The organism is Actinoplanes derwentensis, from assembly GCF_900104725.1.
In the GTDB taxonomy this organism is placed as follows: Bacteria; Actinomycetota; Actinomycetes; order Mycobacteriales; family Micromonosporaceae; genus Actinoplanes; species Actinoplanes derwentensis.
Map to the genome: position 1 here is coordinate 8,194,732 of NZ_LT629758.1, position 24,846 is coordinate 8,219,577.

Sequence of the window (24,846 nt, forward strand, 5' to 3'; positions counted from 1 at the left end):
CGGGGTAAGGCGATCGCGGCCCCTGGGTACTAGCGTGACTAGGGCGCATTCGACAGGCTGAGGGGGTCATGCGGGTGAACCGCTTCATGCGGATCCGGGAGAACTTGAAGAGGGCCTACGATTCGGGTCGGGAGTCGGTCCGGCAAGCGCGGGCCGAGCGTCCAGCGCCCGAGACGGAGCGCTACGACAACGAGTTCTACCTGCCACCGGCCGACCCGGAGATCGTGCATCATTCGATCTCCAGCCGGGACGACGCGGATGTGCCCCAGCCGTTGCGGATCGCCGCCGCCTGGAGCTGGCGGCTGATCGTGGTCGGGGTGATCGGCTGGGCGCTGCTCCAGTTCATCGGCCTGGTCAGCATCGTGGTGGTGCCGTTGGCCATCGCCCTGCTGCTGTCGGCGTTGTTCGGCCCGGCGGTCGGCTGGCTGCTGCGGGCGAGGTTGCCGCGGTCGCTGGCCACCTTCCTGGTGCTGATCGGCGGGATCGCCGCGGTGGCGGGCACGTTGACCCTGGTGGTGAACCAGTTCGTCCAGGGTGTGCCGAAACTGACCGAGAACGCGAGTGCCGGTGTCCGGCAGATCCAGGAGTGGGCCCGGACCGGCCCGCTGCACCTGTCCGACGCTCAGTTGGATCAGGCGATCGACGCCGGCCAGGAGTGGATCAACTCGAACACCACGGCGCTGACGTCGACCGGTATCGCCACCGTCGCGACCATCGCCGAGCTGGCCACCGGCCTGCTCCTGGCGATCTTCGCGACGTTCTTCTTCCTGCGGGACGGCCGGGCGATCTGGCGGTTCATCGTGCGGCTGTTCCCGGTGAACGCGCGTTGGTCGCTTGCCGACGCCGGGGACGCGGCCTGGGCCACGCTGGGTGCCTACGTGCGGGCCACCGTGCTGGTGGCGTTCATTGACGCGGTCGGTATCGGCCTGGCGCTGGTGGTGCTGGAGGTGGAGTTCGCGTTCCCGCTGGCCGCGCTGGTGTTCCTGGGTGCGTTCGTGCCGATCGTCGGTGCCAGCATCTCGGGGGCGGTGGCCGTGCTGGTGGCGCTGGTCGACGAGGGTTGGGTGATCGCGCTGATCACGCTCGGCGCGGTGATCCTGGTGCAGCAGATCGAGGGCCACGTGCTCCAGCCGCTGATCATGGGCCGGGCGGTGGCGGTGCACCCGCTCGCGGTGATCATCGGGATCGCCTGTGGCATGGTGCTGGCCGGCATCATCGGCGCGCTGGTGGCGGTGCCGCTGATCGCGGTGCTCAACACCGCCGTACGCAGGCTGTCTCGTCGTCGCCCGGAGGTGCCGCCCCATGCGGAAGTGGTGACCACCGGCGGAGCATGAGAAAAGGGGGACCCCGGAGGGTCCCCCTTTTTTCGTTCTACAGAGCGTGGGTCAGGCGGTGGCCACGGTCAGCGCGATCTCGTTGACACCACGGTCGGCGTCCACCGAGAGCTCGCCGTTGCCGTGCCGGCTGAGGGCCCGCACGGTCCAGGAGCCGGGAGCGGCGAAGAAGCGGAACACACCGTCGGGCGACGACACGACCTCGGCGGTGAACTCACCGGAGGAGTCGAGCAGCCGCACGTACGCGCCGCCCACGACCTCGCTGTCGGCGTTGCGCACGATGCCGGTGATGACGGTTTCCTTGGCCAGGTCCACGCTGCTGGGGAGGGGCGCGGACTGGTCCGGGGCGGCACAGCCGGCCGCTGAGGTGGCGGCGATGTTCGTTGCGGGACTAGTCATGATCAGGCCTTTCCGGGTTCGTCGCCGAGGGCGATCGGAACACCGATGAGCGAGCCGTACTCGGTCCACGAACCGTCGTAGTTCTTCACGTTCTCGTGGCCGAGCAGCTCCTTGAGCACGAACCAGCTGTGCGAGGAGCGCTCGCCGATCCGGCAGTACGCGATGGTGTCCTTGCTGCCGTCGAGGCCGGCCTCACCGTAGATCTTGGCGAGTTCCTCGTCGGACTTGAAGGTGCCGTCCTCGTTGGCGGCCTTGCTCCACGGCACGCTGAGCGCGGTCGGGATGTGACCGGCCCGCTGCGACTGCTCCTGCGGCAGGTGCGCCGGTGCGAGCAGGCGGCCGGCGAACTCGTCGGGGCTGCGGACGTCGACCAGGTTCTTCACGCCGATCGCCTCGACGACCTCGTCCCGGAACGCGCGGATCTCCAGGTTCGGAGCCTTGGCGGTGTAGCTGGTCTTCGCGCGGACCGGCACGTCCTTGGTGTAGACGCGGGCGTCCAGTTCCCACTTCTTGCGGCCGCCGTCGATCAGCCTGACCTGCTCGTGGCCGTACAGCTTGAAGTACCAGTACGCGTACGCCGCGAACCAGTTGTTGTTACCGCCGTACAGGATCACGGTGTCGTCGTTGCTGATGCCCTTCTCGGACAGCAGAGCGGCGAACTGCTCCTGGTTGACGAAGTCACGCCGAACCGGGTCCTGCAGGTCGGTCTTCCAGTCGATCTTGACGGCGCCGGGGATGTGGCCGCCGTCGTAGGCGGTGGTGTCCTCGTCGACCTCGACGAACACGAGGCCGGCGGTGTCCAGGTTCTGCTCGGCCCACTCGGCCGAGACGAGTGCGGTGTCGCGACTCATCGGTTCACTCCCTTTGGAAGGTGGGTGGAGGGAGAGTCAGCGCACGAAGTGTTTCTCAGTCGCACTCCGCGCGGACCCAGTTAGATTGGGATCACGGGCTGTTGTGCGACGGCGCCACTGCCGGGCTTAGAGAATGCCCCTGGCTAGGTTGAGCTCGAGAAGGTGCTCAGCACTGAATGGCCCCGTCAGCTGACAGGGCAACACAGGCACGCGGCCACGCGGCACAGGTCGACCGCGCGCCTTTTCGTGAGCAAGGGGCTCATGTGGCCGACCCTACCAGCGTGCTCACGCTACGGAACAGGGCCGACCACGATCCGGGATGACGTGAGGTCAGACACCCGCTGCGGCGAGGGTGACATCGGTGGCCCCGAAGGTCACCTTCAGGCCCTCGGGGAGCGGCTGCAACTCGCGGATGACCAGGTTCATCGGCAACTCCGGCACGGCCAGCTCGAAGGCCATCTGCTTGACGAAGTTGTTCACCTGCCCCTGGATGAGCGGGTTGTTCGGCAGGTCCTTCGCCGTCACATCGGAGAAACGAACCTGAACCTTGCCGTCGGCCACCTTCAGATCGGCGACCCCTTCGAGTTCGATCTTCTGGGTGCGGGTGATCGACAGCACCGCCGAGCCCACCACCTTGCCGTCCTTCTCGGTCAGCGTCATGCCCTCCTGGCCGGTGGCGTCGGCGAGGAGCGAGTAGTCGATCGTGCCGACCCCGGTGACCGCACCGGCCACCACCTCGCCCTGGCCGCTGCGCAGCGCGTTCAGCGGGGCCTTGACGTCCGTGGCGCTGATGTCCAGCAGATCCATCCGGACGGTCTCCCCGGTCCCGGTCGGCGCCGCGAAGTCCGGCAGCTTGATCTTGATCTCCTGGTACTCGCCGGCGAGGACCTGAGTCAGGAACGGGACACCGGCGATGGTCACTTCGGGCCGGCTGCTGGTGGCGTTCTGTTTCGCCACCTCCGCGGCCACCTTGTCGGCGATGACGTCCTCGGCGTACGAGTTGCTGAAGCGGTCCAGCAGCGCCACACCGACACCTAGCAGGACAAGCAGAACCACTACCACGACCAGCGCGGTACGTCCCCGGCGACGACGGGGGCGCTCCGTTCCGTGCACCTCAGCCACTTTTCCTCCCGATTGACCCATAACCCTGAGGAACGTACATGCCCGGGTCGAGGGTTCGATGAAACCGACGAGTCAGGTGAGGTACCAGTGCAGGAGGAAGTACGTGAGGAAGGCGGTGAGCGCGAATCCTCCGAGCGGCCCCTGCATGTGCCGGGCCAGCCAGAACGTCGGCGCGTCCCCGGCCAGCCGACGGCCCGCCTCGCCGAAGTTGACGGCCAGATCGATCAGGTGCGCGGCGACCGCGGCGATCAGCCCGAGCACCGCGCCCTTGGTCGGGGTGAACGGATAGACCAGATAACTGCCGAGCACCGACGCCGCGAGGGTGCCCAGCATGGCGCCGAGCACGATGCCGGTCGCGCCCCGCGGCACCTGGAGGGCGATCCGCGGTTTCGGCAGGACCGCGTCGGTGAGCCGGGCGATCATCAGGGCCGTCCCGGCGCCGACACAGCACACCAGGATCGCCTGCGAGCCGAGCGGCTCCCGGGTGAGCGTGATCAGCATGGCGTAGGCCGCCACTCCGCCCACGATGAGCAGGGTGGTGCGCCACGTGTCCTTGGCGCGCTGCCGGTCCTCGGCCCGGATCACCTGGGCGACCATCGCCGCGACGAAGCCGGCGACCGCGGTCAGGAACAGTGGCAGCAGGTCGCCCGGCTCACCGGTCGCCGCCAGGTAGTCGGCGGCCAGCGCGGTCACCGCGACGACTCCGGCGGTGGCGCCGGCGGCCGGCGGCTGAAGAGCCATGGTCCACGCCAGCAGACCGAGCAACTGCACACCGAAGAGCACGATCACGTACGACGTACGCGCGCCCGGGCCGGTCACCAGACTGCCCACGATCAGTGCCGTCGCCAGCAGCCCGGCGAACCCGCCGATCGCGGCCGACAGTTTCGCCCGGACCGGGACGACCTCGATCTCCTCGAACTCGTCGTCCTCGGGCTCGATCTCGTCGGGTTTGGCCGCCTCCTCGTCCGGGACAGCGCTGTAGACCCCGGCCTTCTGGCGGCCCGGGGTCATGCGCGCGACCTGCTGGGAGGCTTCCGCATCCCAGGGGTCCTCGTTCGGCATCGAGGGAAACACGACTGCGATGGTGCCAGACCGGTGACCCAGGTCCCAATCGCCACAGGTGTCGGAGCTCAGGTAAAAGGCTGGTTACGGTTCGGCCGTTCGGTCACGTGAGAGGCGTTCGCTACATCACTTGCGCGTTTGACCGGGGTATCAGGGGTGATGCATCGGTTAAGGTAAGCGCAACCCACCCGTCGGTGACGCCGGGCCCAATCTCCGGTGGCGAAGCGTTTTCCGCTGCGCAGACCGGGTCACCCGAGCGGCCGTTCGAGGCCGCGAGGACGGAGGTGAGTGTGGAGATCCTTCTGCTGGTCACGGCACGTGCCGGTGAACCTTCTGCCGTACTGCCCGCCCTGGACCTTCTGCCCCACTCGGTTCGTACCGCTCCGCGTGACGTTCGCACCCTGGTGTCCGGGCCCAGCCCCGACGCCGTTCTGGTCGACGCCCGCTCCGAGCTCTCGGAAGCGCGTGCCACCTGCCGCATGCTGCACGCGACCGGTATCGGCGTCCCGCTCGTCGCGGTCGTCACCGAGGCCGGCCTGATCGCTCTCAATGCTGACTGGGGTGTCGACGACGTCATCCTGGCCAGTGCCGGACCCGCTGAGGTCGAGGCGCGTCTGCGGATGGCTGTCGGCCGTCTGAACAACGCGACCGCCGGAGCCGGCGGCTCCATCCGGGCCGGCGAGCTGAACATCGACCCCGACACCTACGCGGCGAAGCTCAAGGGCCGTCCGCTCGACCTCACCTACAAGGAGTTCGAGCTGCTCAAGTTTCTCGCCCAGCACCCGGGCCGGGTCTTCACCCGTGACCAGCTGCTGCGTGAGGTCTGGGGCTACGACTACTTCGGTGGCACCCGCACGGTCGACGTGCACGTGCGGCGTCTCCGCGCCAAACTGGGCTCGGAGTACGAGTCGATGATCGGCACCGTCCGCCAGGTCGGTTACAAGTTCGTGACGCCTCCGTCCGGCCGCCAGCTGCCGGACAACGAGCCCGTCTCCCTCCCGGTCTGATCCGGGGTCTCCATCATGACGAGTCGACAGCCGGTCCGTGCCGCGGACCGGCTGTCGTCGTCTGAGGCGGCTGACGTCCTCGCCCTGGCCGACGCGGCCGGGTCAGTCGACGGCGTCCACCCGCTCTCCGAGGACGTGGTGCTCCGGGTTCGCGGCGACGTGCCGTCCTCGGGTGTGCACCTGCTCTCCTACGACGACGCCCGTCTCGCCGGTTACGCCTTCCTGGAGGGCGGCTCGGGTGAACTGATCGTCCATCCGGACTTCCGCCGAACCGGGGTCGGCACCGGGCTGCTCACCGCGGCCGGAGCGGGCCCGATGCGGTTCTGGGCGCACGGCGACGATCCGGGCGCGGCTGCTTTCGCCGAGCGCAACGGCTTCGAGCGGGCCCGGGTCCTCTGGCAGATGCGCCGTTCCCTGCTCGACCCGCTGCCCGACATCCCGCTGCCCGACGGTGTGACCCTGCGTGGTTTCCGGCCCGGCAGTGACGAGCAGGCCTGGCTCGGTGTCAACGCGCGGGCCTTCGCGCACCACCCGGAGCAGGGCCGCTGGGTCCTCGGTGACCTTCTGGGCCGCGAGGCGGAGCCGTGGTTCGACCCGGCCGGTTTCCTGCTGGCCGTCGACGTCGCCGACACGCTCGTCGGGTTCCACTGGACCAAGGTGCATCCGGCGACCGGTGGCGAGCCGGCGATCGGTGAGATCTACGTGCTCGGGGTCGACCCGGCCGGGCACCGGCGCGGCCTGGGCGCGGCGCTGAGTGTGGCGGGTCTGCGTCATCTCGCCGGGTCCGGCCTGACCGTGGCCACCCTTTACGTCGACGAGTCGAACGAAGCCGCTGTGAAGCTTTACCGGCGGCTGGGGTTCGAGATTTTCAAGACGGACGTCAACTACCGCCGATAACGGCGAGGATAAGGAAACATCTCGGCCCGGTCACGAGTGACCGGATATACCCGACATATCGGGTAGCTGGAGCGCAGTTCACTTAACGGACAACTCTTCTCCGGGGAATGGCTACCTCTTGGGGCGGACGTGTTCACTCCTAGTTCATTTGCCACCCCGGAGCCAGTCACTTCGCCTTCCTAGCTTTTGTGGTGTCAGCCGGTGAGTGACCGGTTGCAAACCTGAGGGGAATATTCGTGAAGCTCCAGCGGTCCGGTTTCGTGGCCGGCATTGCTTTGACTGCGTCGATCGCGCTCACCGCTTGCGGCTCGGACAACGTGTCGACGCCGGAAGCCGGCTCGTCCGCCGCCTCCGGCAACTGCGTGAGCGGCAGCCTGACGGCTCAGGGCTCCACCGCCCAGAAGAACGCCATGGATGAGTGGATCAAGGCCTACCAGGGCCAGTGTGCCGACTCGAAGGTCGACTACCAGGGCACCGGCTCGGGCGCGGGCATCGAGGCGTTCATCGCCGGCACCGCCGACTTCGCCGGTTCCGACTCGGCCCTGAAGGAGGACGAGCAGCCGCTCGCCGACGCCAAGTGTGTCGGTGGCAAGGCGCTCAACCTCCCGATGGTCATCGGCCCGATCGCCGTGGTCTACAACGTGGACGGCGTCGACGGCCTGCAGCTGTCCTCCTCGACCATCGCCAAGATCTTCTCCGGCAAGATCACCAAGTGGAACGACGCCGCCATCGCGGCCGAGAACTCCGGTGCGAAGCTGCCGGACGCCAACATCGAGACGGTCCACCGGGCGGACGAGTCGGGCACCACCGACAACTTCACCAAGTACCTCACCAAGACCGCCGAGGCCGACTGGAGCTTCAGCAACGGCAAGGCGTGGAAGGCCCCGGGCGGCACCGGCGCCAGCAAGTCGGACGGTGTGGCCACCAAGGTCAAGAGCACCCCGAACACCATCTCGTACGTCGAGCTGTCCTTCGCCGAGAACAGCGACCTGCAGACCGCGAAGATCAAGAACGGCGCCGGTGAGTACGCCGAGCTGTCCGGTGAGAGCGCCGGCAAGACCTTCGAGAACGCTGAGGTCAAGGGCACCGATGGTGACCTGGCCCTGTCCCTCGACTACGCCACCACCACCCCGGGCGCGTACCCGATCGTGCTGGTGACCTACGAGATCGCCTGCAGCAAGGGCAGCACCAAGGCCAAAGAGGTCCAGGCCTTCCTGAAGTACACCGCGAGCACCGACGGCCAGAAGGCGCTCGCCGAGCTGGGCTACGCCCCGCTGCCGGAGACGCTGCGTACCAAGGTCGAGCAGTCCATCGCCTCGATCGCCTGATCGTCCGCTACATCCCTCCGAAACGACAGCGAGCGCGCAGATGGGTGACAACCCTTCCCGCTCGGTGAACGCCACCGCCGGCGACCTGGCCGCGACTTCGAGTCGCGGTCAGGGAGCCGGCTACGGCACTTCTCCGAGCAGTTACGACGAGCCCCCGCTCGGTGGCGGTGGCGCCCTGCCCAAGAAGTCCCGATTCTCGATCGAGACGGGCTTCCGGGCCCTGTCCACGGCTTCCGGTGCGATGGTGCTGGTCATCATCATCGCGATCGCCGTCTTCCTGATCTCCAAAGCAGCACCTGCGCTCTCCGCGAACGACGCGAACTTCTTCACCGAGCTGAAGTGGTTCCCGAACGAGGCGGACCCGTCCTTCGGTATCGCGGCGCTCGCCTTCGGTACCGTGCTCAGCTCGATCATCGCGCTGGTCGTCGCGGTGCCGATCGCTCTGAGCATCGCGCTGTTCCTCTCGCACTATGCGCCCCGTCGCCTGGCCACCCCGCTGGGCTTCGTGATCGACCTGCTCGCCGCCGTACCCAGCGTGGTCTTCGGTCTCTGGGGCCGCGACGTCTTCCAGCAGCCGGTCCGCGACTTCTCGATCTGGCTCAACGAGTACTTCAGCTGGATCCCGCTCTTCGGCGGGGACGGCCCGTTCGGGCAGTCGATCATGCTCGGTGGCCTGGTACTGGCGATCATGGTGCTGCCGATCGTGACCTCCCTCTCCCGCGAGGTCTTCCAGCAGACGCCCGGCATGAACGAGGAGGCCGCACTGGCCCTCGGTGCCACCCGCTGGGAGATGATCAGGACCGCGGTCATGCCGTACGGCAAGCCCGGTGTCATCGCCGCGGTCATGCTCGGCCTCGGCCGCGCACTGGGCGAGACCATCGCCCTGGCCCTGACGCTCAGCATCGCCTTCGACATCTCGTTCAACCTGATCGAGAACGGCGGCAACTCCATCGCCGCCAACATCGCGAACTCCTTCGGCGAGGCCAACGCGACGGGCCGTGGCGCCCTGATCGCCTCCGGCCTGGTGCTCTTCGCGATCACGCTGGTGGTCAACATGACGGCGCGGGCGATCATCTACCGCCGTCGCGAGTTCCGGGACAGTGCCGCATGAGTCTTGTCGAGAAGCAGGCGCCCGGCGTCGTCATGACGCCGGACAACATCCGGAGCAAGAAGCTCCCGGTGCTGACGAACGTGCTCGTCGCTGTGGTCGCGTTCGCGGTCGCTGCCGCGATCGTGTTCGGTTTCGGCATCGGCAACTGGGTGCTCGTGATCGTGATCGGCGCGGTGTTCTACCTGGTCGGCCTGAACGTCGTGGCCGGCCGGATCGAAGGCCCGCGCGCCGCGAAGAACCGCACCATGAAGTCGCTGATCTACGCCGCCTGCCTGCTGGCGATCCTGCCGCTCGCCTCGGTCGTGTGGACGCTCGTCTCCAAGGGCGTCAACCGCCTCGACGGCGACTTCTTCGGCACCTCGATGAACAACATCGGAGCCCGGGATCCGCTCGGTGGCGCCTACCACGCCATCATCGGCACCCTGGAGCAGGTCGGCCTTGCCACCCTGATGGCGGTTCCGCTCGGTGTGCTCGGAGCGATCTACCTCGTCGAGTACGGCCGCGGCAAATTCGCCGGCACCGTCCGCTTCTTCGTCGACGTGATGACCGGTATCCCGTCGATCGTGGCCGGCCTGTTCATCCTGTCGTTCTGGGTGCTCATCGTCAGCCCGTGGTTCAACAACGGACAACCCCGGTTCTCCGGCTTCGCCGCCTCACTGGCCCTGGCGGTGCTGATGCTGCCCACCGTGGTCCGGTCCACCGAGGAGATGCTGCGTCTCGTCCCCGGCCCGTTGCGGGAAGGCTCGTACGCGCTGGGCGTACCCCAGTGGAAGACCATCGTCAAGGTCGTCCTGCCGACCGCGCTGCCCGGCATCGTCACCGGCGTGATGCTCGCCGTGGCCCGCGCCGCCGGCGAGACCGCCCCGGTGCTGCTGGTGGCCGGCGGTGCCGCGGCGATCAACTTCGACCCGTTCGCCGGCAACCAGCAGTCGCTGTCGCTCTTCGTCTACCAGCAGGCCGGAGACGCCTCGAAGTACGCGCCGGACCGCGCCTGGACCGCCGCGCTCACCCTGGTCGCTCTGGTCCTGGTCCTGACCATCGCGGCCAAGCTGCTCGCCCGTCGCAACCAGCTGTCCCGGTAAAGAAGGTGTCTTCCATGGCCAAGCGCATCGAGGCGACGAACGTCTCCTCCTACTACGGCAACTTCAAGGCGATCGACAGCGTCTCGATGACCGTCGAGCCGAAGACGATCACGGCTCTGATCGGCCCCTCGGGTTGCGGCAAGTCGACCTTCCTGCGGTCCATCAACCGCATGCACGAGGTACTGCCGAACGCCCGCATCGAGGGCAGCCTCACGATCGACGACCAGAACATCTACGACCCGGACGTCGACGTCACCGCCGTCCGCCGCATGATCGGCATGGTCTTCCAGCGCCCCAACCCGTTCCCGACGATGTCGATCTACGAGAACGCGGTAGCCGGCCTGAAACTGAACGGCGTCCGCAAGAAGTCCCTGCTCGACGAGGCCGCCGAGAAGTCGCTGCGCTCCGCGAACCTGTGGGACGAGGTCAAGGACCGCCTGGACCGCCCCGGAGCCGGCCTCTCCGGCGGCCAGCAGCAGCGCCTGTGCATCGCCCGCACGATCGCCGTCCAGCCCCAGGTGGTCCTGATGGACGAGCCCTGCTCGGCCCTGGACCCGATCTCCACGCTGGCGATCGAAGACCTGATGTTCAAACTGAAAGACCAGTTCACGATCATCATCGTCACGCACAACATGCAGCAGGCCGCACGGGTGAGCGACAAGACCGGCTTCTTCTCCATCGAGAAGACCGGCGACCCCGGCCGCCTCATCGAGTACGACGACACCCAGAAGATCTTCAGCAACCCCACCCAGAAGAAGACCGAGGACTACATCACCGGCCGCTTCGGCTGACCCACCCGCGCACCGCCAAAGGCCCATCCGGCCACCCCAACCGCGCGACGTGCGCCCAGCTACAGGCTTCTAACGCCGGTCCGACGCCAAGTCGGACCGGCGTTCCTTTTCTGGTACGCCCCACACCTCCCGCAAACCCACCCGCCCTGCCCCAACCCCGCAAGGCAGGCGCCACACAAGGCCACCCCGCGACCGCCGGGCCGAATGCGATGGTCACCGGCTACCCGCCCGGCGCGCACAGATCCCACGCGCTTGAGCGGCACTATTGTCGCGTGTGCGGCGGGATCCATTCAGCCACTTCGGCGTGGCGGAATGTGCGGCCCGCTCGCAAACCTGTCTTTTTCGTAAGAGCCGGCCTGCCGGTGACTCCGCGTCTATCTAAGTGGGTGTCCCGCCTTCGGGATATGGTCGTTTGAATCTACTTTCCGCTGAAATCGCGTCGTCAGGTCGGTTCTCCGGTTGGCGGGTTTAGCTATTTTGGCATGATCGTCTTCTTACAGTTCTCTGTGGAGGTGCGGGAGAATTTCTGTATGAGTCAGCCAGCGTTGTTCAGCGTCGCAGGAATGCGTGACCGGACCAAGTCGAAGAACTATTGCCCGGACCGAGACGAGTTCCGTCGTGATCACGAGTGGCGTCGCGCATGGGGGCTTCAGCGCCGCCACGCCGAGAAGCTCCGCCGTATCCGCGCCCGCGACTCCATGCCCCTATCCCACGAAGACCAAGAGTGGCTGGCCTCTCTCGCACCACAGACTCCGTCAGCAACAGCAACAGCAACAGCAACAGCAACAGCAACAGCAACAGCAACAGCAACGGCAACGGCAACGGCAACGGCAACGGCAACGGCAACGGCAACGGCAACGGCAACGGCAACGGCAACGGCAACGGCAACGGCAACGGCAACGGCAACGGCAACGGCAACAGCAACAGCACCAGCAGAAATGCCGGTACCCGCACTGGCAGTAGCTTCGCCGAATCCTGTGCCGGCGCTTCCGGTCTGCGGTGCGGTAGCTGCTCAGGCAACGCCCCAGACTCTGCCCGCTCCGCCTTCGCCTCCTCGACCGGAACCGGTGTCTCCGGTCTGCGATGCGGCAGCTACTCAGCCGACGACTGCGAGACGGGACTCGGCGCCCCGGTCCGAGACTGCCACTCGGCTCTTGGCGGATACGGACAGGTGGGCGCGGAACATTCTTGCGCTTATCAGATTTCAGTCGGGAACGTCGCTGCCTCGATCGGGCCGGGGTAGTTTTATATTGAATGATTATGGTGCCGGCCGGGCGTCGGTCACGGTGACACTCGACCTATTTTCGAATGACCGTGCCCGTGTTGGTCACCGTGCGATGGTCGAGGAACAACCACACAGGCCGCCGGATCATCAGCGCTCGTCGCAGGGAATTCCGAGAATGGTGTGGCCAAAAGTATTCGGACATCGTGGTAGTCAACACGAGGTGACTCGTGTCTGGATAGTCGCCCGTCGCCCGTCGCCCGTCGCCCGCTGCCGCCCGTCGCCTACTGCCGCCCGTCGCCTACTGCCGCCCGTCGTCGCCCGCTGCCGCCCGCTGCCGCCCGCCGTCGCCGCCCGCCGCCCGCCGCCGTCGCTGGCCGGGCCGAGCTGCTCCGGGCCGGACCGAGCCGAGCGGCTCCGAGCCGGGTCGAGCCAGGCCAGATTGTCCTGTTCCGGGCTGTCCGAGCTGTGCAGGACTGTCCGGGCCAAGTCAGACCGGGCCGTTCCGGGCCGTCCGAGCTGGGCGGGGCACGGCCGGGATTTGCCTCCAGACATCGGGGGCAGACTAATCATCGTCATGACGGCCGGGCGTGGGGGGCTTCCTCTGGTACGCCCCGCCATCGGGCAGCTGAGAAACGACGCCACCGCCGCTTTCCGAATCTCAGATGTCGGCATCCGCCTCGAACCCGTTGATATCACTTGTAGCCAGGCCAACAGATATGAGCTCGTGGCGACCTGGGCGACGGGGCGACCTGGGCGACGGGGCGACCTGGGCGACGGGGCGACCTGGGCGACGGGGCGATCGGGCGAGAGGGTGCGGGTGAGCTGGCGGGTGGGTCGTCGGTGACCATCGCATTCGGCCCGGCGGTCGCGGGGCGGCCTTGAGCGGCGCCTGCCTTGCGGGGACGGGGCGGGGCTTTGGGCGGGCGTACCGGATCAGGCAGTTGAAATTGCACCTCTCCGTTGGGGGCTATGGCTATTCGTGGGGTCAGGGGGGTTGCGGCGTCTCGGTGGGTGGAGGCGGCTACTACCTCGGGGATGGTTTTGTGGGTGGCTATTTCGGCGAGGGTTCGGCGGGTGGGTGGGAGCATCGGCAGGGAAGTGTCGGACGGGGGGATCCAGGCTGTGGTGGAGGCTTCGCCGGAGACGTCTCGGGTGGACTGGGCCTCGGGTAGCAGGGCGGCGAAGAACCAGGTGTCGTAGCGGCGGGGCTCGAACTCCGGGGTGATCCAGCGGGACCAGGGCAGCAGCAGGTCGTCGCGGAGAAGTAGGTCGCGGCTGGCCAGCAAGTCGGTCATCGACAGGGTGCGGGACGCCACGGCTGCGCGGTCGGACTCCCAGTCGTCGGTGTCTGTTGTTGTCACCGTGCGGTCGGGCTCGGAGCGGGGGCTGGCCAGTAGGACGCCGGTCTCTTCGAAGAGTTCGCGGGCGGCGGCGCCGACGACGGCGTGTGCTTCGGCGGTGGGGAGGCCTAGGCGGGCGGGCCAGTCGGTGCGGATCGTCGCTGGGCGGTCGGACGGGTCGACGACCCCGCCGGGGAAGGCGTAGAGGCCGCCGAAGGTCATCGTGGCGGCTCGGCGCAGCACGTAGACCTGGAAGGTGTCACCGTGGGGCTGGAGCAGCACGACGGTGGCGGCGGGGCGGGCCGGGACGGGTGGCCCGGTGAACTCTCGTGCACGTTGCGACATGGCGGGCGGTAGCGACATCGAGTCGGTCACCGGTCCGATCCTGCCACCGTCGGTGTGTGCGGCGATACGTTATCCACATCGGCTTGTCCGGGCGGATGGTCCCTGTGGACAACCGGACGGGCCGACCGGGCCGCGGTGCGAGGATTGGTCCGCATCCGACGGTGGGGAGATACGGTAATGATCATGACCGGACAGAAGGTGCGCTGGGGGATTCTCGGCCCCGGCGGGATCGCCAGTTCATTCGCCGCCGACCTGAGACTGGTGGAGGGCGCTGAGCTCGCCGCAGTCGGCTCGCGCAGTGCCGCCAGCGCGGAGGAGTTCGCGCGGAAGTTCGGGTTCGCCCGGTCGCACGGGTCCTACGCGGACCTGGCCGCCGACGCCGACGTCGACGTGGTCTATGTGGCGACGCCGCATGCCTTCCACCTGGACGCGGCGATGATGTGCATCGAGGCCGGCAAGGCGGTGCTCGTCGAGAAACCGGTCACGCTGGACCTGCCGTCGGCCGCGCTGCTGCTGGAGGCGGCCCGGTCGCGTGGGGTGTTCCTGATGGAGGCCATGTGGATGCGCCTCAACCCGGCCATCCGCAAGATCGCCGAGCTGGTGTCGAGCGGCGCGATCGGTGAGGCCAGAGCGATCCACGCCGACTTCGGGTTGCAGGGGCCGTTCGAGGCGGAGCACCGGCTGCGTGACCCGAAACTGGGCGGTGGCGCGCTGTTGGACCTGGGCGTCTACCCGATTCACCTGGCACACCTGATCCTCGGGGTGCCGGCGTCGGCACAGGCCTGGTCACATCTCACCCCGGAGCGGGTGGACGAGACCACGGGTGTGCTCCTGGGTTATGAGGCCGGCGCGGTGGCCGCGTTGACGTGCAGCATCAACGGCCCGAGCCGTAACGCCGCCTCGATCACCGGTACGACCGGCCGGATCGATCTGCCCGAGGGCTTCTTCGTGCCGCGTTCGTTCGTGCTGAACCAGCAGGGTAAGGAACCGGAGACGTTCGAGTTCCCGTTCGAGGGCAGCGGTTACCAGTTCGAGGCGGCCGAGGTGCAGCGCTGCCTGCTCGCCGGGGAGCTGGAGAGCCCACTGGTGCCGCACTCGACGACGCTCGAGGTGATGGCCCTGCTGGACGCTTTGCGCGATCAGGTCGGGGTCAACTACTGAAACCGGCCTTGGCCGAGGCTCAGGTGAACAGCGGCCGGACGATGAAGTAGATCACGCAGGAGAAGAAGGCGGCGGCGGGGAATGTCGTGATCCAGGCCATCACGATGTTGCCCGCCACGTTCCAGCGGACCGCACTGAGTCGTTTGGTCGCGCCCACCCCCATGATCGCCGAGGTGATGGTGTGGGTGGTGGAGATCGGTGCGTGCAGGACCAGGGCGTTGAAGTAGAGCACCGAGCTGGCCACGGTCTCGGCGGCGAAGCCCTCGGCCGGGCCCAAGTCGATGATCTTGCGGCCGAGGGTGCGGATGATCCGCCACCCGCCCGCGTAGGTGCCCGCCGCCAGCACCGTGGCCGACGACCAGTAGACCCATTCCGGGATGTCCGTCGACGACGACTGGATGCCGCCGGTGTAAAGGGCCAGGACCACGATGCCCATGGTCTTCGCAGCGTCCTGCATGCCATGGCCGATCGACATCGCCGCGGCCGAGACGGTCTGTGCCCAGCGGAAACCGCGGTTGAGACGGCCAGGGTGCCCGCGCCGGAAGATCCACATGATCGCGATCATCATGACGAAACCGAGGGCCAGCCCGACCAGCGGCGACACCACCATCGGGATCAGCACCTTGTTGATGATGTTGTCCCACTGGACGCTGCCCACGGTGGCGAAGAGCGTGGCGCCGACCAGGCCGCCGAAGAGCGCGTGCGACGAGCTGGAGGGCAGCCCGAAATACCAGGTGATCAGGTTCCAGGTGATCGCGCCGAGCACACCGGCGAAGACGACGCCCAGGCTGGGGATGCCGGTCGGCAGGTCGACGAGACCGTCACCGACCGTCTTGGCGACCTCGGTGCCCAGGTGCGCGCCGATGAAGTTGCCGACCGCGGCCATGCCGAGGGCGACTCGGGGAGTGAGGGCACGGGTGCTGACGCTCGTCGCGATGGCGTTCGCCGCGTCGTGGAAACCGTTCGTGTAATCGAACGCCATCGCGGCGAGAATCACCGCGATGACGGCGACCAAGGAGGGATCCACGGTCTAGGACTCCTTGACCGCGATGGTCTCGATGGTGTTCGCCACGTGCTCGAAGGCGTCGCAGGCGGCCTCCAGCTCGTCGACGACCTCCTTCATCTTGAGCACGGTCAGCGCGTCGTACTCGCCGGAGAAGAGCCGGACCAGCAGCATCCGGTAGGCGCGGTCGCCGTCGTTCTCCAGGCGGTTGATCTCGATCCAGTACTCCTCGAGGTTCTTCATCGAGCGCAGCCGCGGCATCGCCTCGGCGGTGATCTTCGCCTGCTGGTCCAGCACGGTGACCAGCTCGTGCATCTCCCGCGGCAGCGAGGGCAGGGCGGTCAGACCGTAGAGGTAGAGCAGGTTCCCGGCCGCTTCCAGGTGATCCATCACGTCGTCCAGCTGGGAGCCGAGCGAGTAGATGTCCTCCCGGTCGAACGGGGTGATGAAGGTGGAGTTGATCTTCTTGTAGAGCTCGTGGGTGATCGAGTCGCTGTCGTGTTCCACATCGGTCAGCCGATCGGCGACAGACTGGACGTCCACACCGGGCAGGGCCAGCTCGTTCAGTAGCTCGGTGCCTTTGACCAGGTTGTACGCGGCCCTGGTGAAGAGTTCGTAGAAGGCACCCTCGACGGGGCGGAATGAGAACTTCACGGCGGGGACCTCGATCGACGGGCGCTATATGAATGGATCTCCGAACGCATGCTATCGGTCCGGAGGGGTTCACCCTTCGCGACGGCCCTTAAACCGGCTCGTGACGATTCTCCGGACGTGGCGCGTTCGGCCGCGGGGTGGAACGGACGACTGCCCTGGTCGGAGCGGGTGCGCGCGGTGGGTCGCTGATCGGGTGACGGCGCAGATGCCGGGCCAGCCCGACCAGATCGGTGTCGGCGATCACGTCCACCCCGGCGGCGCCCAGTTCGGTCCAGATCGCCGCGCGGTCCTTGCGGGCGCCGTCCGGCAGTCCGGAGAACCGCACGGTTCGGCCCTCCTCGTGAGCGGCCCGGACCAGGGCGTGCAACTGGTGCCGTTCCTCGGCGGTGATCGAGTCGCGGCCGTCCCAGCCGAACCGGCGGCCCCACGATTCGCTGACCATCGGCACCAGTTCCGGCGGGGCCGAGCGGGAGCCGAGGTCGTCGAAGTCACCGTCGGCGAACGCGTACCGCACGGGTTCGGCGGCCAGCAACTCCCGGACGTCGACGGCGCCGGTCACCGTCACGGTCACCGATCGCGGCTTGAGCACCTCGTGCCGGCAACTGCTCAGCAGGCCGGCGTGGTCCTGGAGTTGCCGGTCCAGCATCCGGTAGGCACGCAGCAGCGCCTCCGGGTCCCGGTTCCCGCCGCCGAACTCGATGACCAGCCGGAACGGGGCCCGCTGGTCCGGCCACAGGCGGCCGCCGTTCGCTCCGGCGCGGGTGAAGAGCGGGGCCAGCACCAGCCGGCGCAGGGTCCGGCCGGGCTGCGGGGCGCCGGGGCCGAGGTAGAGCTCACCGCGCGGTCCCGGAGTCACCACGACCGTCATCCCGGACAGTCCGAGTCTGATCACCCCGGGCAGCGGGTCGATCGTCTCCGCGCTGGTCAGCGCGTGTCCGGCGGTCAACCAGGGGTGCTGTCGGCGGATCAGGGCGACCGCGACCGCGCCACCGGCTCCGGCGAGCCCGGCCAGTCCGCCCGCGATTGTCGCCATCTCCTGCACCAGACACCATCCGATTCGTACAATATGGGTGTTTAATACTGTGGCACAGCCGATAGGCGAGAACGAGCAATGTCGCGCAGAATTCGTGTCATGCCGTCGTCGTCCGTGGCCGATTTCGAGGCCCACCGTTCCTACCTGACGGCCGTCGCCTACCGGATGCTCGGCAGCCGTGCCGAGGCCGAGGACGCGGTTCAGGAAACCTGGCTGCGCTACGCGCGGCAGACGGCCGAGGAGATCCGGGACGTCCGGGGGTGGCTGACGACGGTCACCGCACGGATCTGCCTGGACCATCTCAATTCCGCGCGGGTACGCCGGGACACGTACCCCGGTGAGTGGCTGCCCGCCTTCGTCGTGGAACCCGACGCCGACCCGGCCGACCACGCCGAACTCTCCGATCAGGTCAGCATCGCCCTGCTGGTGGTGCTGGAGAAGCTCACCCCCGAGCAGCGGGTGGCGTTCGTCCTGCACGACGCGTTCGCGGTGCCGTTCGACGAGGTGGCGGCGGTGCTGGACAGCACACCGGCGGCGGCCCGGCAGCACGCCTCCCGGGGCCGGAAAGCGGTCGCCGACGGTCAGGTCCGGCACACTGCCGGGCTGCCCGAGCAGCGGCGGGTGCTGAACGCGTTCCTCGCGGCCGCACGGGACGGCGACATGCGTACTCTCGCTGCGGTTCTGGCACCTGATGTGGTCGCCATCGGCGACGGCGGCGGAGTCGTCCGTGCCGCGCTGCGTCCCGTTCTCGGCGCCGACCGGGTGGCCCGGTTCTTCACCGGCCTGCTCGCCCACCGGCTGCCCGGAGTCACCGACCTCACGATCGAGCCGGTGCTGGTCAACGGGTCGGCCGCGCTCATGCTCAGCGGCCGGAACCCGGACGGAAGCCGACTGCTCGTGGTCGTCGCGGTCACCGTCGACGAGGGCCGGATCACCGGCGTCTTCAACCAGCAGAACCCGGAGAAGCTAGTTCTTTCTTGCACTCGGCCGATTTCAAGAAAGAACTAGTCCTGGGTCACTTCGAGTAGGTGTTTGCGGTAGTGGGTGGCGAACGGTTCGGTGCCGTCGCCGAGCGCCCCGATCAGGTACCGGGAGGCGGCCTCGGCGTGCTCCACCAGATCACTCGGGTAACCGAACGCCTCCCGGTGCTCGGCGAACTCGTCCTCGTCCCGCAGCTCGACCAGGCCCGACTCGCGGCGCCGGACCGCGTCCAGATCCAGGTCCACGATGTGCACCGTGTCACCCTCCCAGCGCGCCGGGGTGGTGATGTCGCAGTAGACCTCACTGGTCCGCGGCGGTGGGTTGAACATGCCCGTCCACCACGCGTAATGCGGGATGAGCAGCACGAACGGGATCTGCTCCACCGACGGGCGGCCGTGGTAGACCGAGGCGGTGCCCCGCGTCACGCCGACCCAGATGCCGAGGTCGTCCTCCGCCAGACGGCGGGCCGGGTAGTCACGATGTGCCGAACCGTCGTACTTCGTGTAGATGACCCGGACCATCTCGCTCGGCATGGGTGCACCCTAACGTTGACCCGGTTATGTCGGTGGTGCCGGGTACGGTTCCTGCGTGCCCGCAGTCACTAAGAAAAAGGCAACCGCCGAGCAGGTCCTCGCCGCCGCCGTCGGGGCGGTTCCCGGTGGTTCCGCCCGTCCCGGACAGCAGGCGATGGTCGAGGCCATCGACAAGGCCGTCAAGAACAAGGAGCACCTGCTAGTTCAGGCCGGCACGGGCACCGGCAAGAGTCTTGGCTATCTCACTCCCGCCCTGCTCGTCGAGGGTCCGGTCGTGGTCTCCACCGCCACCCTGGCGCTGCAGAACCAGCTGATCGCGCACGACCTGCCCCGGCTCGCCGAGGCGGTGCAGCCGGTGCTCGGGCGCAAGCCCACGTTCGCCGTGCTCAAGGGCCGCCACCACTACCTGTGCGCGGCGAAACTCGAACACGCCGACGAGCAGGAGCCCAACGACACGCTCTTCGACTCGGCCGCGCCCGCGCCCAAGGCCGTTCAGTGGCTCGGTGAGGCCGGCAAGATCGGCAAGCAGATCCTGCGGATCCGCAAATGGGCGGAGAAGACCGAGACCGGCGACCGTGACGAGCTCGACCCCGGTGTCGACGAGGTCGTCTGGCGGCAGGTGTCGATGCCGGCCCGGGACTGCGTCGGGGCGGGCCGGTGTCCGTACGGGGCGGAGTGTTTCGCCGAGGCCTCCCGGGTCCGCGCCCGTGAGGCCGACATCGTCGTCACCAATCACAGCCTGCTCGCCGTCGACATGATCGCCGAGCGGCAGATCGTCCCACCGCACAAGCTGCTGATCGTCGACGAGGCCCACGAGCTGGCCGACCGGGTCTCCTCCGCGGCGCAGGCCGAGATCACCCCCGAGTCCGTCGAGCGGGCCGGCCGCCGCGCCCGCACGATGATCACCCCGGCCGCCGCCGAGCAGCTGGCTCAGGCCGCCGACGAGCTCACCGTCTGCCTCACCGACCTGCCCGCCGAGCGCCTCACCAGCGGGTTGCCCGAGCGCTTGCGCCTGGCCGTCGCCACCCTGGAGTCGGCCACCCGGTCCGGGCTCTCCTCGATCGGCGAGATCAAGGCCGACGACTCCGACCCGGTCGGCAAACAGCAGGCCAAAGCGGTCCTCGACGAACTCTCCACCACCGCGCAGCGGCTGCTCGAAGAGAACAAGTTCGACGTGGCCTGGATCGAGAAGTCCGATTTCGGCAGCGGCCGCCGGGCCCTGGTGGTCGCCCCGCTGTCGGTCGCCGGCACCCTCTCCGAGAGCCTCTACACCGACCGGACCGTGGTGGTGACGTCCGCCACGCTGACCCTGGGCGGCAAGTTCGACACCGTGGCCCGGTCCCTCGGTCTGCCCGTCGACGGCAAGGCGACCTCCGGTGACGGCTGGACCTCGCTCGACGTGGGTTCGCCCTTCGACTATCCGAAACAGGGCATTCTGTACGTGGCGGCGCACCTGCCCCGGCCCGCGATGTCCGGGCTGCCCGACGCCGCCGGAGCCGAGCTGTTGCGGCTGGTCGAGGCGCTCGGCGGGCGCACCCTCGGGCTCTTCTCGTCCCGCAAGGCCGCCACCCAGGCTGCCGAGCTGCTGCGTGCCAAAACGGACCTGCCGATCCTGCTCCAGGGCGAGGAGACACTGCCGATTCTGGTACGGAAATTCAAAGAGGACCAGGCGAGCTGTCTCTTCGGCGTGATGTCGCTCTGGCAGGGCGTCGACGTGCCCGGTGACGCCTGCCAGTTGGTCGTCATCGACCGTCTGCCGTTCCCCCGCCCCGACGAGCCCCTGGCCGCCGCCCGGGCCGCCGCGGTCGACGCCTCCGGCGGTTCCGGCTTCACCGCGGTCAGCGTCCCGATCGCCGCCGTTCGCCTGGCGCAGGGCGTCGGCCGCCTGATCCGCTCCACCGGGGACAAGGGCGTGGTCGCGGTCCTGGACTCCCGTTTGGAGACGGCCCGCGGTTATGGAGCCTTCCTCCGGGGCTCACTCCCGCCGTTCTGGTACACGACCCGCCCCGAGGTCGCCGAGGGAGCACTCCGCCGCCTCGGCAACAGCTGAGAGGACCGCCCGTTGATCCACGTCGCCTGCACACTCCTGGTCGACCGCACCGGCGCGCTGTTGTTGCAGCTGCGCGACGACAAGGCGCCCTACTTCCCGAACGTCTGGGGCCTTCCCGGCGGCGCTATCGAGGAGGGCGAGACGCCGGAGGAGGGCGCGATCCGCGAGTTGTGGGAGGAGACCGGGTTGCGCCCGGACGGGCCGCTGCGTCTCTTCGTCCGGCAGGAATTACCCGACCAGGATCGGACGAAGAACTACTTCTACGCGGCGACCTCAGCGGGGCAGGAGGACGTGGTTCTGGGTGAGGGCGCCGCGATGCTCTTCATCCCGGTGGACGAGGTTCTCGACCGGTCTTTCACCCCGGGAAGTGCGGAGATGATCGAGCGTTTCCTGGCCTCGCCGGAGTATGCCGCGATCAGGCGACGTTGAGCCGGATGTCCCCGATGCGAGCTACGACCTCGACGTGGCCACCCAGGCCGGTCACATAGACGCGCAGGACGTCGATGGTCATCGAGTCGCCGTTCTCGATCTGGCTGATTCGGGCTTGACTCAGGCCGGTGGCCTCAGCGAGTTGAACCTGAGTCAGGCCGAGATCCTTGCGAATCTGGGCAAGCCGGGCGCCACTGACCGCAGCAATCATCTGCTCGCGCATCTGGTCTCGGCGCGAGACGCGATCGGGGCTGTCCCAGTCCGGGTCGGCGGCGCGGGCCTTCGCCTTGACGTCGCGCCAGTTCGTGGCCTCGGTCATCGCGCACCCCCTGGATCTCCCACACCGGTCGATTATAAGAAAATATTATATCCAGCCGTAGTCGCGAATTCGGGTGAACCTGGTGGACGTGTCACCATGGCTGCCGTGACGGGGCCGGGGAATGGGTACCCGCCGCCGGCTCCGAAGGGGCGGCGGTGGTGGACCTGGGCGGTGGTGGGTGCCTGGGGGGTTCTGTTGACCGGGGCGGTGTTCTGGTCGGTTCGTAATGATCCGCCGACCGTGCCGGAGCAGCGGGACATCGGGCAGGCTCTGTCGTCGATGCGGACCGCTACCGGGGCGCTCGTCGAGGTCGTTCAGGATGAGCGGTGGGTGCTGCGGATCGGGGATCTGCGGGTCACCGAGTGTGCGATCACCCCGGTTCGGGACGGGCTCGAAGCCGAACGGACCGTGACGCTCTACGTGGCCGACGGCGAGGCTCGTGAGGCTCTCAGTGGGCTTGCCGAAGGGCTGCCGGAGTCCTATGACGCCGGAGTGGTGGCGACCCGTGGGGGCACCCGGTTGTCGTTCTTCGCCGACGCGGGGGACTACATCGGGGTCGAGGCCGAGGCGCATTCGTCGGATCAGGTGCTGACGGTGTCGGTCTTCACCGGGTGCCGGCCGTCGACCGGCGGTCTCGATCGGGGCGATCCGGCTGCGGGGGCGGTACCGGAGATGCTGCGGGAGATCGGTGGCACGGTTCGCGGGGCGGTGGTCTGCCCTGGTGGCGGGACCGCTGCGACGTTCCAGGCCGACGGGGGTGTGGCTGATCCGGACGGCGAGCCGCGTGGGGTGCCCGCGGGGGCTGAGCCGGTGTGGAGTGAGCCGGGTGGGTGGGCGTACCGCGCCGGGTCTGAATCGGTCGTGACCACCGCTGACGGTGGGCGGCTCCGGATCTCGGTGACCACCGGCTGCCGGACGGTCTGAAAGCTAGTAGACCAGCGCCTGCGCGCCGTCGGACATGATCTCTTCGACGAAGGCGGCGGCGCCGGCGATGCGGATGCCGGGGATCACGTCGCCGGGGCCGATGTCGCGGCGGGCGGCGCACTGGGTGCAGGCGGTGATCCGGCCGGTTTCGAGGAGCAGGTCGATCAGGTCGGGCAGTGGAGCGGCGTGTGGGAGCACGAAGGTGGCGGCCCGGCCGGGCCGGGCGAACCAGGTGGATTCGCCGGTCAGCCAGAACGACACGTCGACTCCGGCGGTCGCGGCGGTCGCGGCCACGTTGAACGCCTGGTTGCAGCGTTCCGGGGCATCGGCGCCGGCGGTGGCCTTGACGACGAGCAGGCGTGCCATAGCGGCCAGCATAGAGCCCGGAGCGGCCAGCATAAGATGGGCCGGTCATGGTTACGGAAATCGGGTTCGTGAGTCTGCTGGTGGCCGCTCTGGGCGGTCTGGCCGGCGGCTTCGGCTATCTGGCAATGCGCATTTCGAGGGGACGCTGGTGAGCAACGAGACGGAAAACCCGCTGGGACCGCCGCCGTGGCTCAACGCTCCGCCGGTCGAGCGCTATCCCTATGAGGACACTCACGACCTGCGGTCCGGTCCGGATCTGCACCCGGCGCTGCTGGGGCTGCTGCCGTTCGTCGGGTTGTGGCGGGGCCGTGGGCAGGGCGGGTTCCCGCAGGAGAAGGACTACGACTTCGCCCAGGAGATCCGGATCAGCCACGACGGCCGGGATTTCCTGCGGTTCGAGTCGCGCGCCTGGGTGCTCGACGATGACTCGAAACCAGCCGGGCAGGCGCTGAACGAGTCCGGGTTCTGGCGTCCGGTGCTGGTCGACGGCCGGCCGGGTGACGAGATGGAAGCCACCATGATCCGCCCGGACGGGGTGGCCGAGCTCTATCTGGGCAAGGCGGCCACGACCCGGCTGGAGATGACCGCCGACGCGGTGGCGTACACGCCGTCCGGTCTGCCCGTGACGGGCGGTCACCGGCTGTTCGGTGTCGTCGAGGGCGCGCTGTTGTACGCCCACGAGATCGCGGTCGGCGACAGTGGCTTGAGGCCGCACATGTCGGCCCGGCTGCTACGCATCGGTGGCTGAGTAACCCAGCAGTTCCAGGAGGCGGGGAGTCCAGGGCGATCGGGTCCGGGACGCCCCGTCCAGGCTGGTCACCTCGGCCAGCCCGCGCAGTGACGACGCCAGCCAGATCGTGTCGGCGGCGGCCAGTTCGCCGAGCGTGATCATCCGCTCGGCCGGGCGCAGGCCCACCGACGGCGCCCGGGACAGCAGGTGGGCCGCGGTGATACCGGGCAGGATGCCGGCCTCGACCGGCGGGACCGTGCACAGTTCGTCACCGGTCAGCCAGACCACCGACGCGGTCGGCGCTTCCAGGACGTACCCCTCGGTGGAAAGCCCGATGAGGTCGTCGGCACCGTGCCGTGCCGCCCATCGCCGGGCCGCGAAGTTCTCCGCGTAGGACAGCGACTTGGCCGCCGCGATGGACCATGGCGGACGCCTCCGTACCGAGATGCCGGAGTCGGCGGCGAGCGCCCGGACCCCGTCACGCCGCTCGCGCAGCACCGAAGCCGGAATCGGCGAGACCGAAATGTCCAGTATCTGACGCGTGTAGATGATCCGCAGGGCACCCGAGTCCGGAAGATCACCCGGCAGTCGCACCGACGGCGAAGGCATGTCGAGGATCGCCGCCGAGCGGGCCAGCCGGGCCAGGTGCTCGTCGAGCAGCCACGGCCCGGACGGTCGCAGATGCAGCGTCTCGAAGACACCGTCGCCGAGCAGGTCGGTGGGCGGGACGAGGATTCGTTCGATCACCCGAACTATGCTCGTCATGTGT

28 protein-coding genes are annotated in these 24,846 nt (G+C 68.2%); 15 read left to right on the forward strand and 13 right to left on the reverse strand.

Annotated elements, in window-relative coordinates:
• The first annotated feature begins 68 nt into the window (after window positions 1-68).
• The gene (locus BLU81_RS36380; RefSeq protein WP_092551869.1) at window positions 69-1,334 is read left to right on the forward strand and encodes an AI-2E family transporter; all 1,266 of its coding nucleotides are present in this window, start codon (window positions 69-71) and stop codon (window positions 1,332-1,334) included.
• A gap of 51 nt (window positions 1,335-1,385) precedes the next feature.
• Here BLU81_RS36380 and BLU81_RS36385 read toward each other — a convergent pair whose 3' ends face one another.
• From BLU81_RS36385 to BLU81_RS36400, 5 genes are all read right to left on the reverse strand, one after another.
• Complete coding sequence (locus BLU81_RS36385; RefSeq protein ID WP_092551872.1) at window positions 1,386-1,733, reverse strand: DUF1416 domain-containing protein; 348 nt, start codon at window positions 1,731-1,733, stop codon at window positions 1,386-1,388.
• 2 nt (window positions 1,734-1,735) lie between these two features.
• Window positions 1,736-2,584, reverse strand: coding sequence for a sulfurtransferase (locus tag BLU81_RS36390; RefSeq protein WP_092551875.1), 849 nt, complete (start codon window positions 2,582-2,584; stop codon window positions 1,736-1,738).
• A 185-nt stretch (window positions 2,585-2,769) separates the two neighbouring features.
• Complete coding sequence (locus BLU81_RS51840) at window positions 2,770-2,847, reverse strand: Ms5788A family Cys-rich leader peptide (protein WP_331717490.1); 78 nt, start codon at window positions 2,845-2,847, stop codon at window positions 2,770-2,772.
• Window positions 2,848-2,914: 67 nt separating this feature from the next.
• The gene (locus BLU81_RS36395; protein WP_231953687.1) at window positions 2,915-3,706 is read right to left on the reverse strand and encodes an LmeA family phospholipid-binding protein; all 792 of its coding nucleotides are present in this window, start codon (window positions 3,704-3,706) and stop codon (window positions 2,915-2,917) included.
• A gap of 72 nt (window positions 3,707-3,778) precedes the next feature.
• The gene (locus BLU81_RS36400; protein WP_231953689.1) at window positions 3,779-4,780 is read right to left on the reverse strand and encodes a hypothetical protein; all 1,002 of its coding nucleotides are present in this window, start codon (window positions 4,778-4,780) and stop codon (window positions 3,779-3,781) included.
• A 278-nt stretch (window positions 4,781-5,058) separates the two neighbouring features.
• Between BLU81_RS36400 and BLU81_RS36405 the strand changes: the two genes are divergently transcribed.
• The 7 genes from BLU81_RS36405 to BLU81_RS36435 all read left to right on the forward strand — a co-directional run bounded on the left by BLU81_RS36405 (window position 5,059) and on the right by BLU81_RS36435 (window position 12,227).
• Complete coding sequence (locus BLU81_RS36405; RefSeq protein ID WP_092558138.1) at window positions 5,059-5,775, forward strand: winged helix-turn-helix transcriptional regulator; 717 nt, start codon at window positions 5,059-5,061, stop codon at window positions 5,773-5,775.
• Window positions 5,776-5,790: 15 nt separating this feature from the next.
• A complete protein-coding gene (gene mshD / locus BLU81_RS36410) occupies window positions 5,791-6,672 on the forward strand; it encodes a mycothiol synthase (RefSeq protein WP_092551884.1) in 882 nt (293 codons plus the stop codon).
• A gap of 236 nt (window positions 6,673-6,908) precedes the next feature.
• Entirely contained in the window at window positions 6,909-8,000 is a 1,092-nt protein-coding gene (gene pstS, locus BLU81_RS36415) for a phosphate ABC transporter substrate-binding protein PstS (protein ID WP_092551887.1), read from the forward strand.
• Window positions 8,001-8,040: 40 nt separating this feature from the next.
• The gene (pstC, locus tag BLU81_RS36420) at window positions 8,041-9,111 is read left to right on the forward strand and encodes a phosphate ABC transporter permease subunit PstC (protein WP_092551890.1); all 1,071 of its coding nucleotides are present in this window, start codon (window positions 8,041-8,043) and stop codon (window positions 9,109-9,111) included.
• A 32-nt stretch (window positions 9,112-9,143) separates the two neighbouring features.
• Entirely contained in the window at window positions 9,144-10,193 is a 1,050-nt protein-coding gene (gene pstA / locus BLU81_RS36425) for a phosphate ABC transporter permease PstA (RefSeq protein ID WP_373873272.1), read from the forward strand.
• 14 nt (window positions 10,194-10,207) lie between these two features.
• Window positions 10,208-10,984 (forward strand): phosphate ABC transporter ATP-binding protein PstB, encoded by a 777-nt coding sequence (gene pstB / locus BLU81_RS36430; protein ID WP_092551896.1) that lies wholly within the window; start codon window positions 10,208-10,210, stop codon window positions 10,982-10,984.
• 724 nt (window positions 10,985-11,708) lie between these two features.
• A complete protein-coding gene (locus tag BLU81_RS36435) occupies window positions 11,709-12,227 on the forward strand; it encodes a hypothetical protein (RefSeq protein WP_092551899.1) in 519 nt (172 codons plus the stop codon).
• A 674-nt stretch (window positions 12,228-12,901) separates the two neighbouring features.
• Here the strand turns inward: BLU81_RS36435 and BLU81_RS36440 are convergent.
• On the reverse strand, window positions 12,902-13,924 hold the full coding sequence (locus BLU81_RS36440; RefSeq protein WP_231953691.1) for an NUDIX hydrolase: 1,023 nt from the start codon (window positions 13,922-13,924) through the stop codon (window positions 12,902-12,904).
• Between the two features lie 153 nt (window positions 13,925-14,077).
• On the opposite strand from BLU81_RS36440, the gene BLU81_RS36445 reads away from it, so the two are divergent.
• Window positions 14,078-15,055, forward strand: a complete 978-nt coding sequence (locus BLU81_RS36445) for a Gfo/Idh/MocA family protein (RefSeq protein WP_092558142.1) — start codon at window positions 14,078-14,080, stop codon at window positions 15,053-15,055.
• A gap of 19 nt (window positions 15,056-15,074) precedes the next feature.
• On the opposite strand, the gene BLU81_RS36450 is transcribed toward BLU81_RS36445, so the two are convergent.
• The 3 genes from BLU81_RS36450 to BLU81_RS36460 all read right to left on the reverse strand — a co-directional run bounded on the left by BLU81_RS36450 (window position 15,075) and on the right by BLU81_RS36460 (window position 17,745).
• Entirely contained in the window at window positions 15,075-16,082 is a 1,008-nt protein-coding gene (locus tag BLU81_RS36450) for an inorganic phosphate transporter (RefSeq protein ID WP_092551902.1), read from the reverse strand.
• Between the two features lie 3 nt (window positions 16,083-16,085).
• The gene (locus BLU81_RS36455; protein WP_092551905.1) at window positions 16,086-16,712 is read right to left on the reverse strand and encodes a DUF47 domain-containing protein; all 627 of its coding nucleotides are present in this window, start codon (window positions 16,710-16,712) and stop codon (window positions 16,086-16,088) included.
• A gap of 88 nt (window positions 16,713-16,800) precedes the next feature.
• A complete protein-coding gene (locus BLU81_RS36460; protein ID WP_092558144.1) occupies window positions 16,801-17,745 on the reverse strand; it encodes a PI-PLC domain-containing protein in 945 nt (314 codons plus the stop codon).
• Window positions 17,746-17,844: 99 nt separating this feature from the next.
• Between BLU81_RS36460 and sigJ the strand changes: the two genes are divergently transcribed.
• Window positions 17,845-18,753, forward strand: a complete 909-nt coding sequence (gene sigJ, locus BLU81_RS36465; RefSeq protein WP_092551908.1) for an RNA polymerase sigma factor SigJ — start codon at window positions 17,845-17,847, stop codon at window positions 18,751-18,753.
• Here the strand turns inward: sigJ and BLU81_RS36470 are convergent.
• On the reverse strand, window positions 18,750-19,259 hold the full coding sequence (locus BLU81_RS36470) for a DUF402 domain-containing protein (RefSeq protein WP_092551911.1): 510 nt from the start codon (window positions 19,257-19,259) through the stop codon (window positions 18,750-18,752). The two genes, sigJ and BLU81_RS36470, sit on opposite strands and share 4 nt — an antisense overlap.
• 154 nt (window positions 19,260-19,413) lie before the next feature.
• Here BLU81_RS36470 and BLU81_RS36475 point away from each other — a divergent pair, with 154 nt between their 5' ends.
• The gene (locus BLU81_RS36475) at window positions 19,414-21,309 is read left to right on the forward strand and encodes an ATP-dependent DNA helicase (protein WP_092558146.1); all 1,896 of its coding nucleotides are present in this window, start codon (window positions 19,414-19,416) and stop codon (window positions 21,307-21,309) included.
• A gap of 12 nt (window positions 21,310-21,321) precedes the next feature.
• Complete coding sequence (locus tag BLU81_RS36480; RefSeq protein WP_092551914.1) at window positions 21,322-21,738, forward strand: NUDIX hydrolase; 417 nt, start codon at window positions 21,322-21,324, stop codon at window positions 21,736-21,738.
• On the opposite strand, the gene BLU81_RS36485 is transcribed toward BLU81_RS36480, so the two are convergent.
• A complete protein-coding gene (locus BLU81_RS36485) occupies window positions 21,725-22,057 on the reverse strand; it encodes a helix-turn-helix domain-containing protein (protein WP_092551917.1) in 333 nt (110 codons plus the stop codon). The genes BLU81_RS36480 and BLU81_RS36485 overlap by 14 nt on opposite strands.
• Before the next feature lie 96 nt (window positions 22,058-22,153).
• Between BLU81_RS36485 and BLU81_RS36490 the strand changes: the two genes are divergently transcribed.
• On the forward strand, window positions 22,154-22,981 hold the full coding sequence (locus BLU81_RS36490) for a hypothetical protein (RefSeq protein WP_092551920.1): 828 nt from the start codon (window positions 22,154-22,156) through the stop codon (window positions 22,979-22,981).
• A gap of 3 nt (window positions 22,982-22,984) precedes the next feature.
• On the opposite strand, the gene BLU81_RS36495 is transcribed toward BLU81_RS36490, so the two are convergent.
• Window positions 22,985-23,359 carry a DsrE family protein gene (locus tag BLU81_RS36495; RefSeq protein WP_092551923.1) on the reverse strand — a complete coding sequence of 125 codons (375 nt, stop codon included), beginning with the start codon at window positions 23,357-23,359 and terminating at the stop codon, window positions 22,985-22,987.
• Window positions 23,360-23,394: 35 nt separating this feature from the next.
• Between BLU81_RS36495 and mtfM the strand changes: the two genes are divergently transcribed.
• Both mtfM and BLU81_RS36500 read left to right on the forward strand, forming a co-directional pair.
• Complete coding sequence (gene mtfM / locus BLU81_RS51670; protein ID WP_043533180.1) at window positions 23,395-23,499, forward strand: small membrane protein MtfM; 105 nt, start codon at window positions 23,395-23,397, stop codon at window positions 23,497-23,499.
• Window positions 23,496-24,095, forward strand: a complete 600-nt coding sequence (locus BLU81_RS36500; protein WP_092551926.1) for an FABP family protein — start codon at window positions 23,496-23,498, stop codon at window positions 24,093-24,095. The genes mtfM and BLU81_RS36500 overlap by 4 nt, the downstream gene beginning before the upstream one ends.
• On the opposite strand, the gene BLU81_RS36505 is transcribed toward BLU81_RS36500, so the two are convergent.
• Window positions 24,078-24,824, reverse strand: coding sequence for an aminotransferase class IV (locus BLU81_RS36505; protein ID WP_092551929.1), 747 nt, complete (start codon window positions 24,822-24,824; stop codon window positions 24,078-24,080). The genes BLU81_RS36500 and BLU81_RS36505 overlap by 18 nt on opposite strands.
• Window positions 24,825-24,846: the final 22 nt, after the last annotated feature.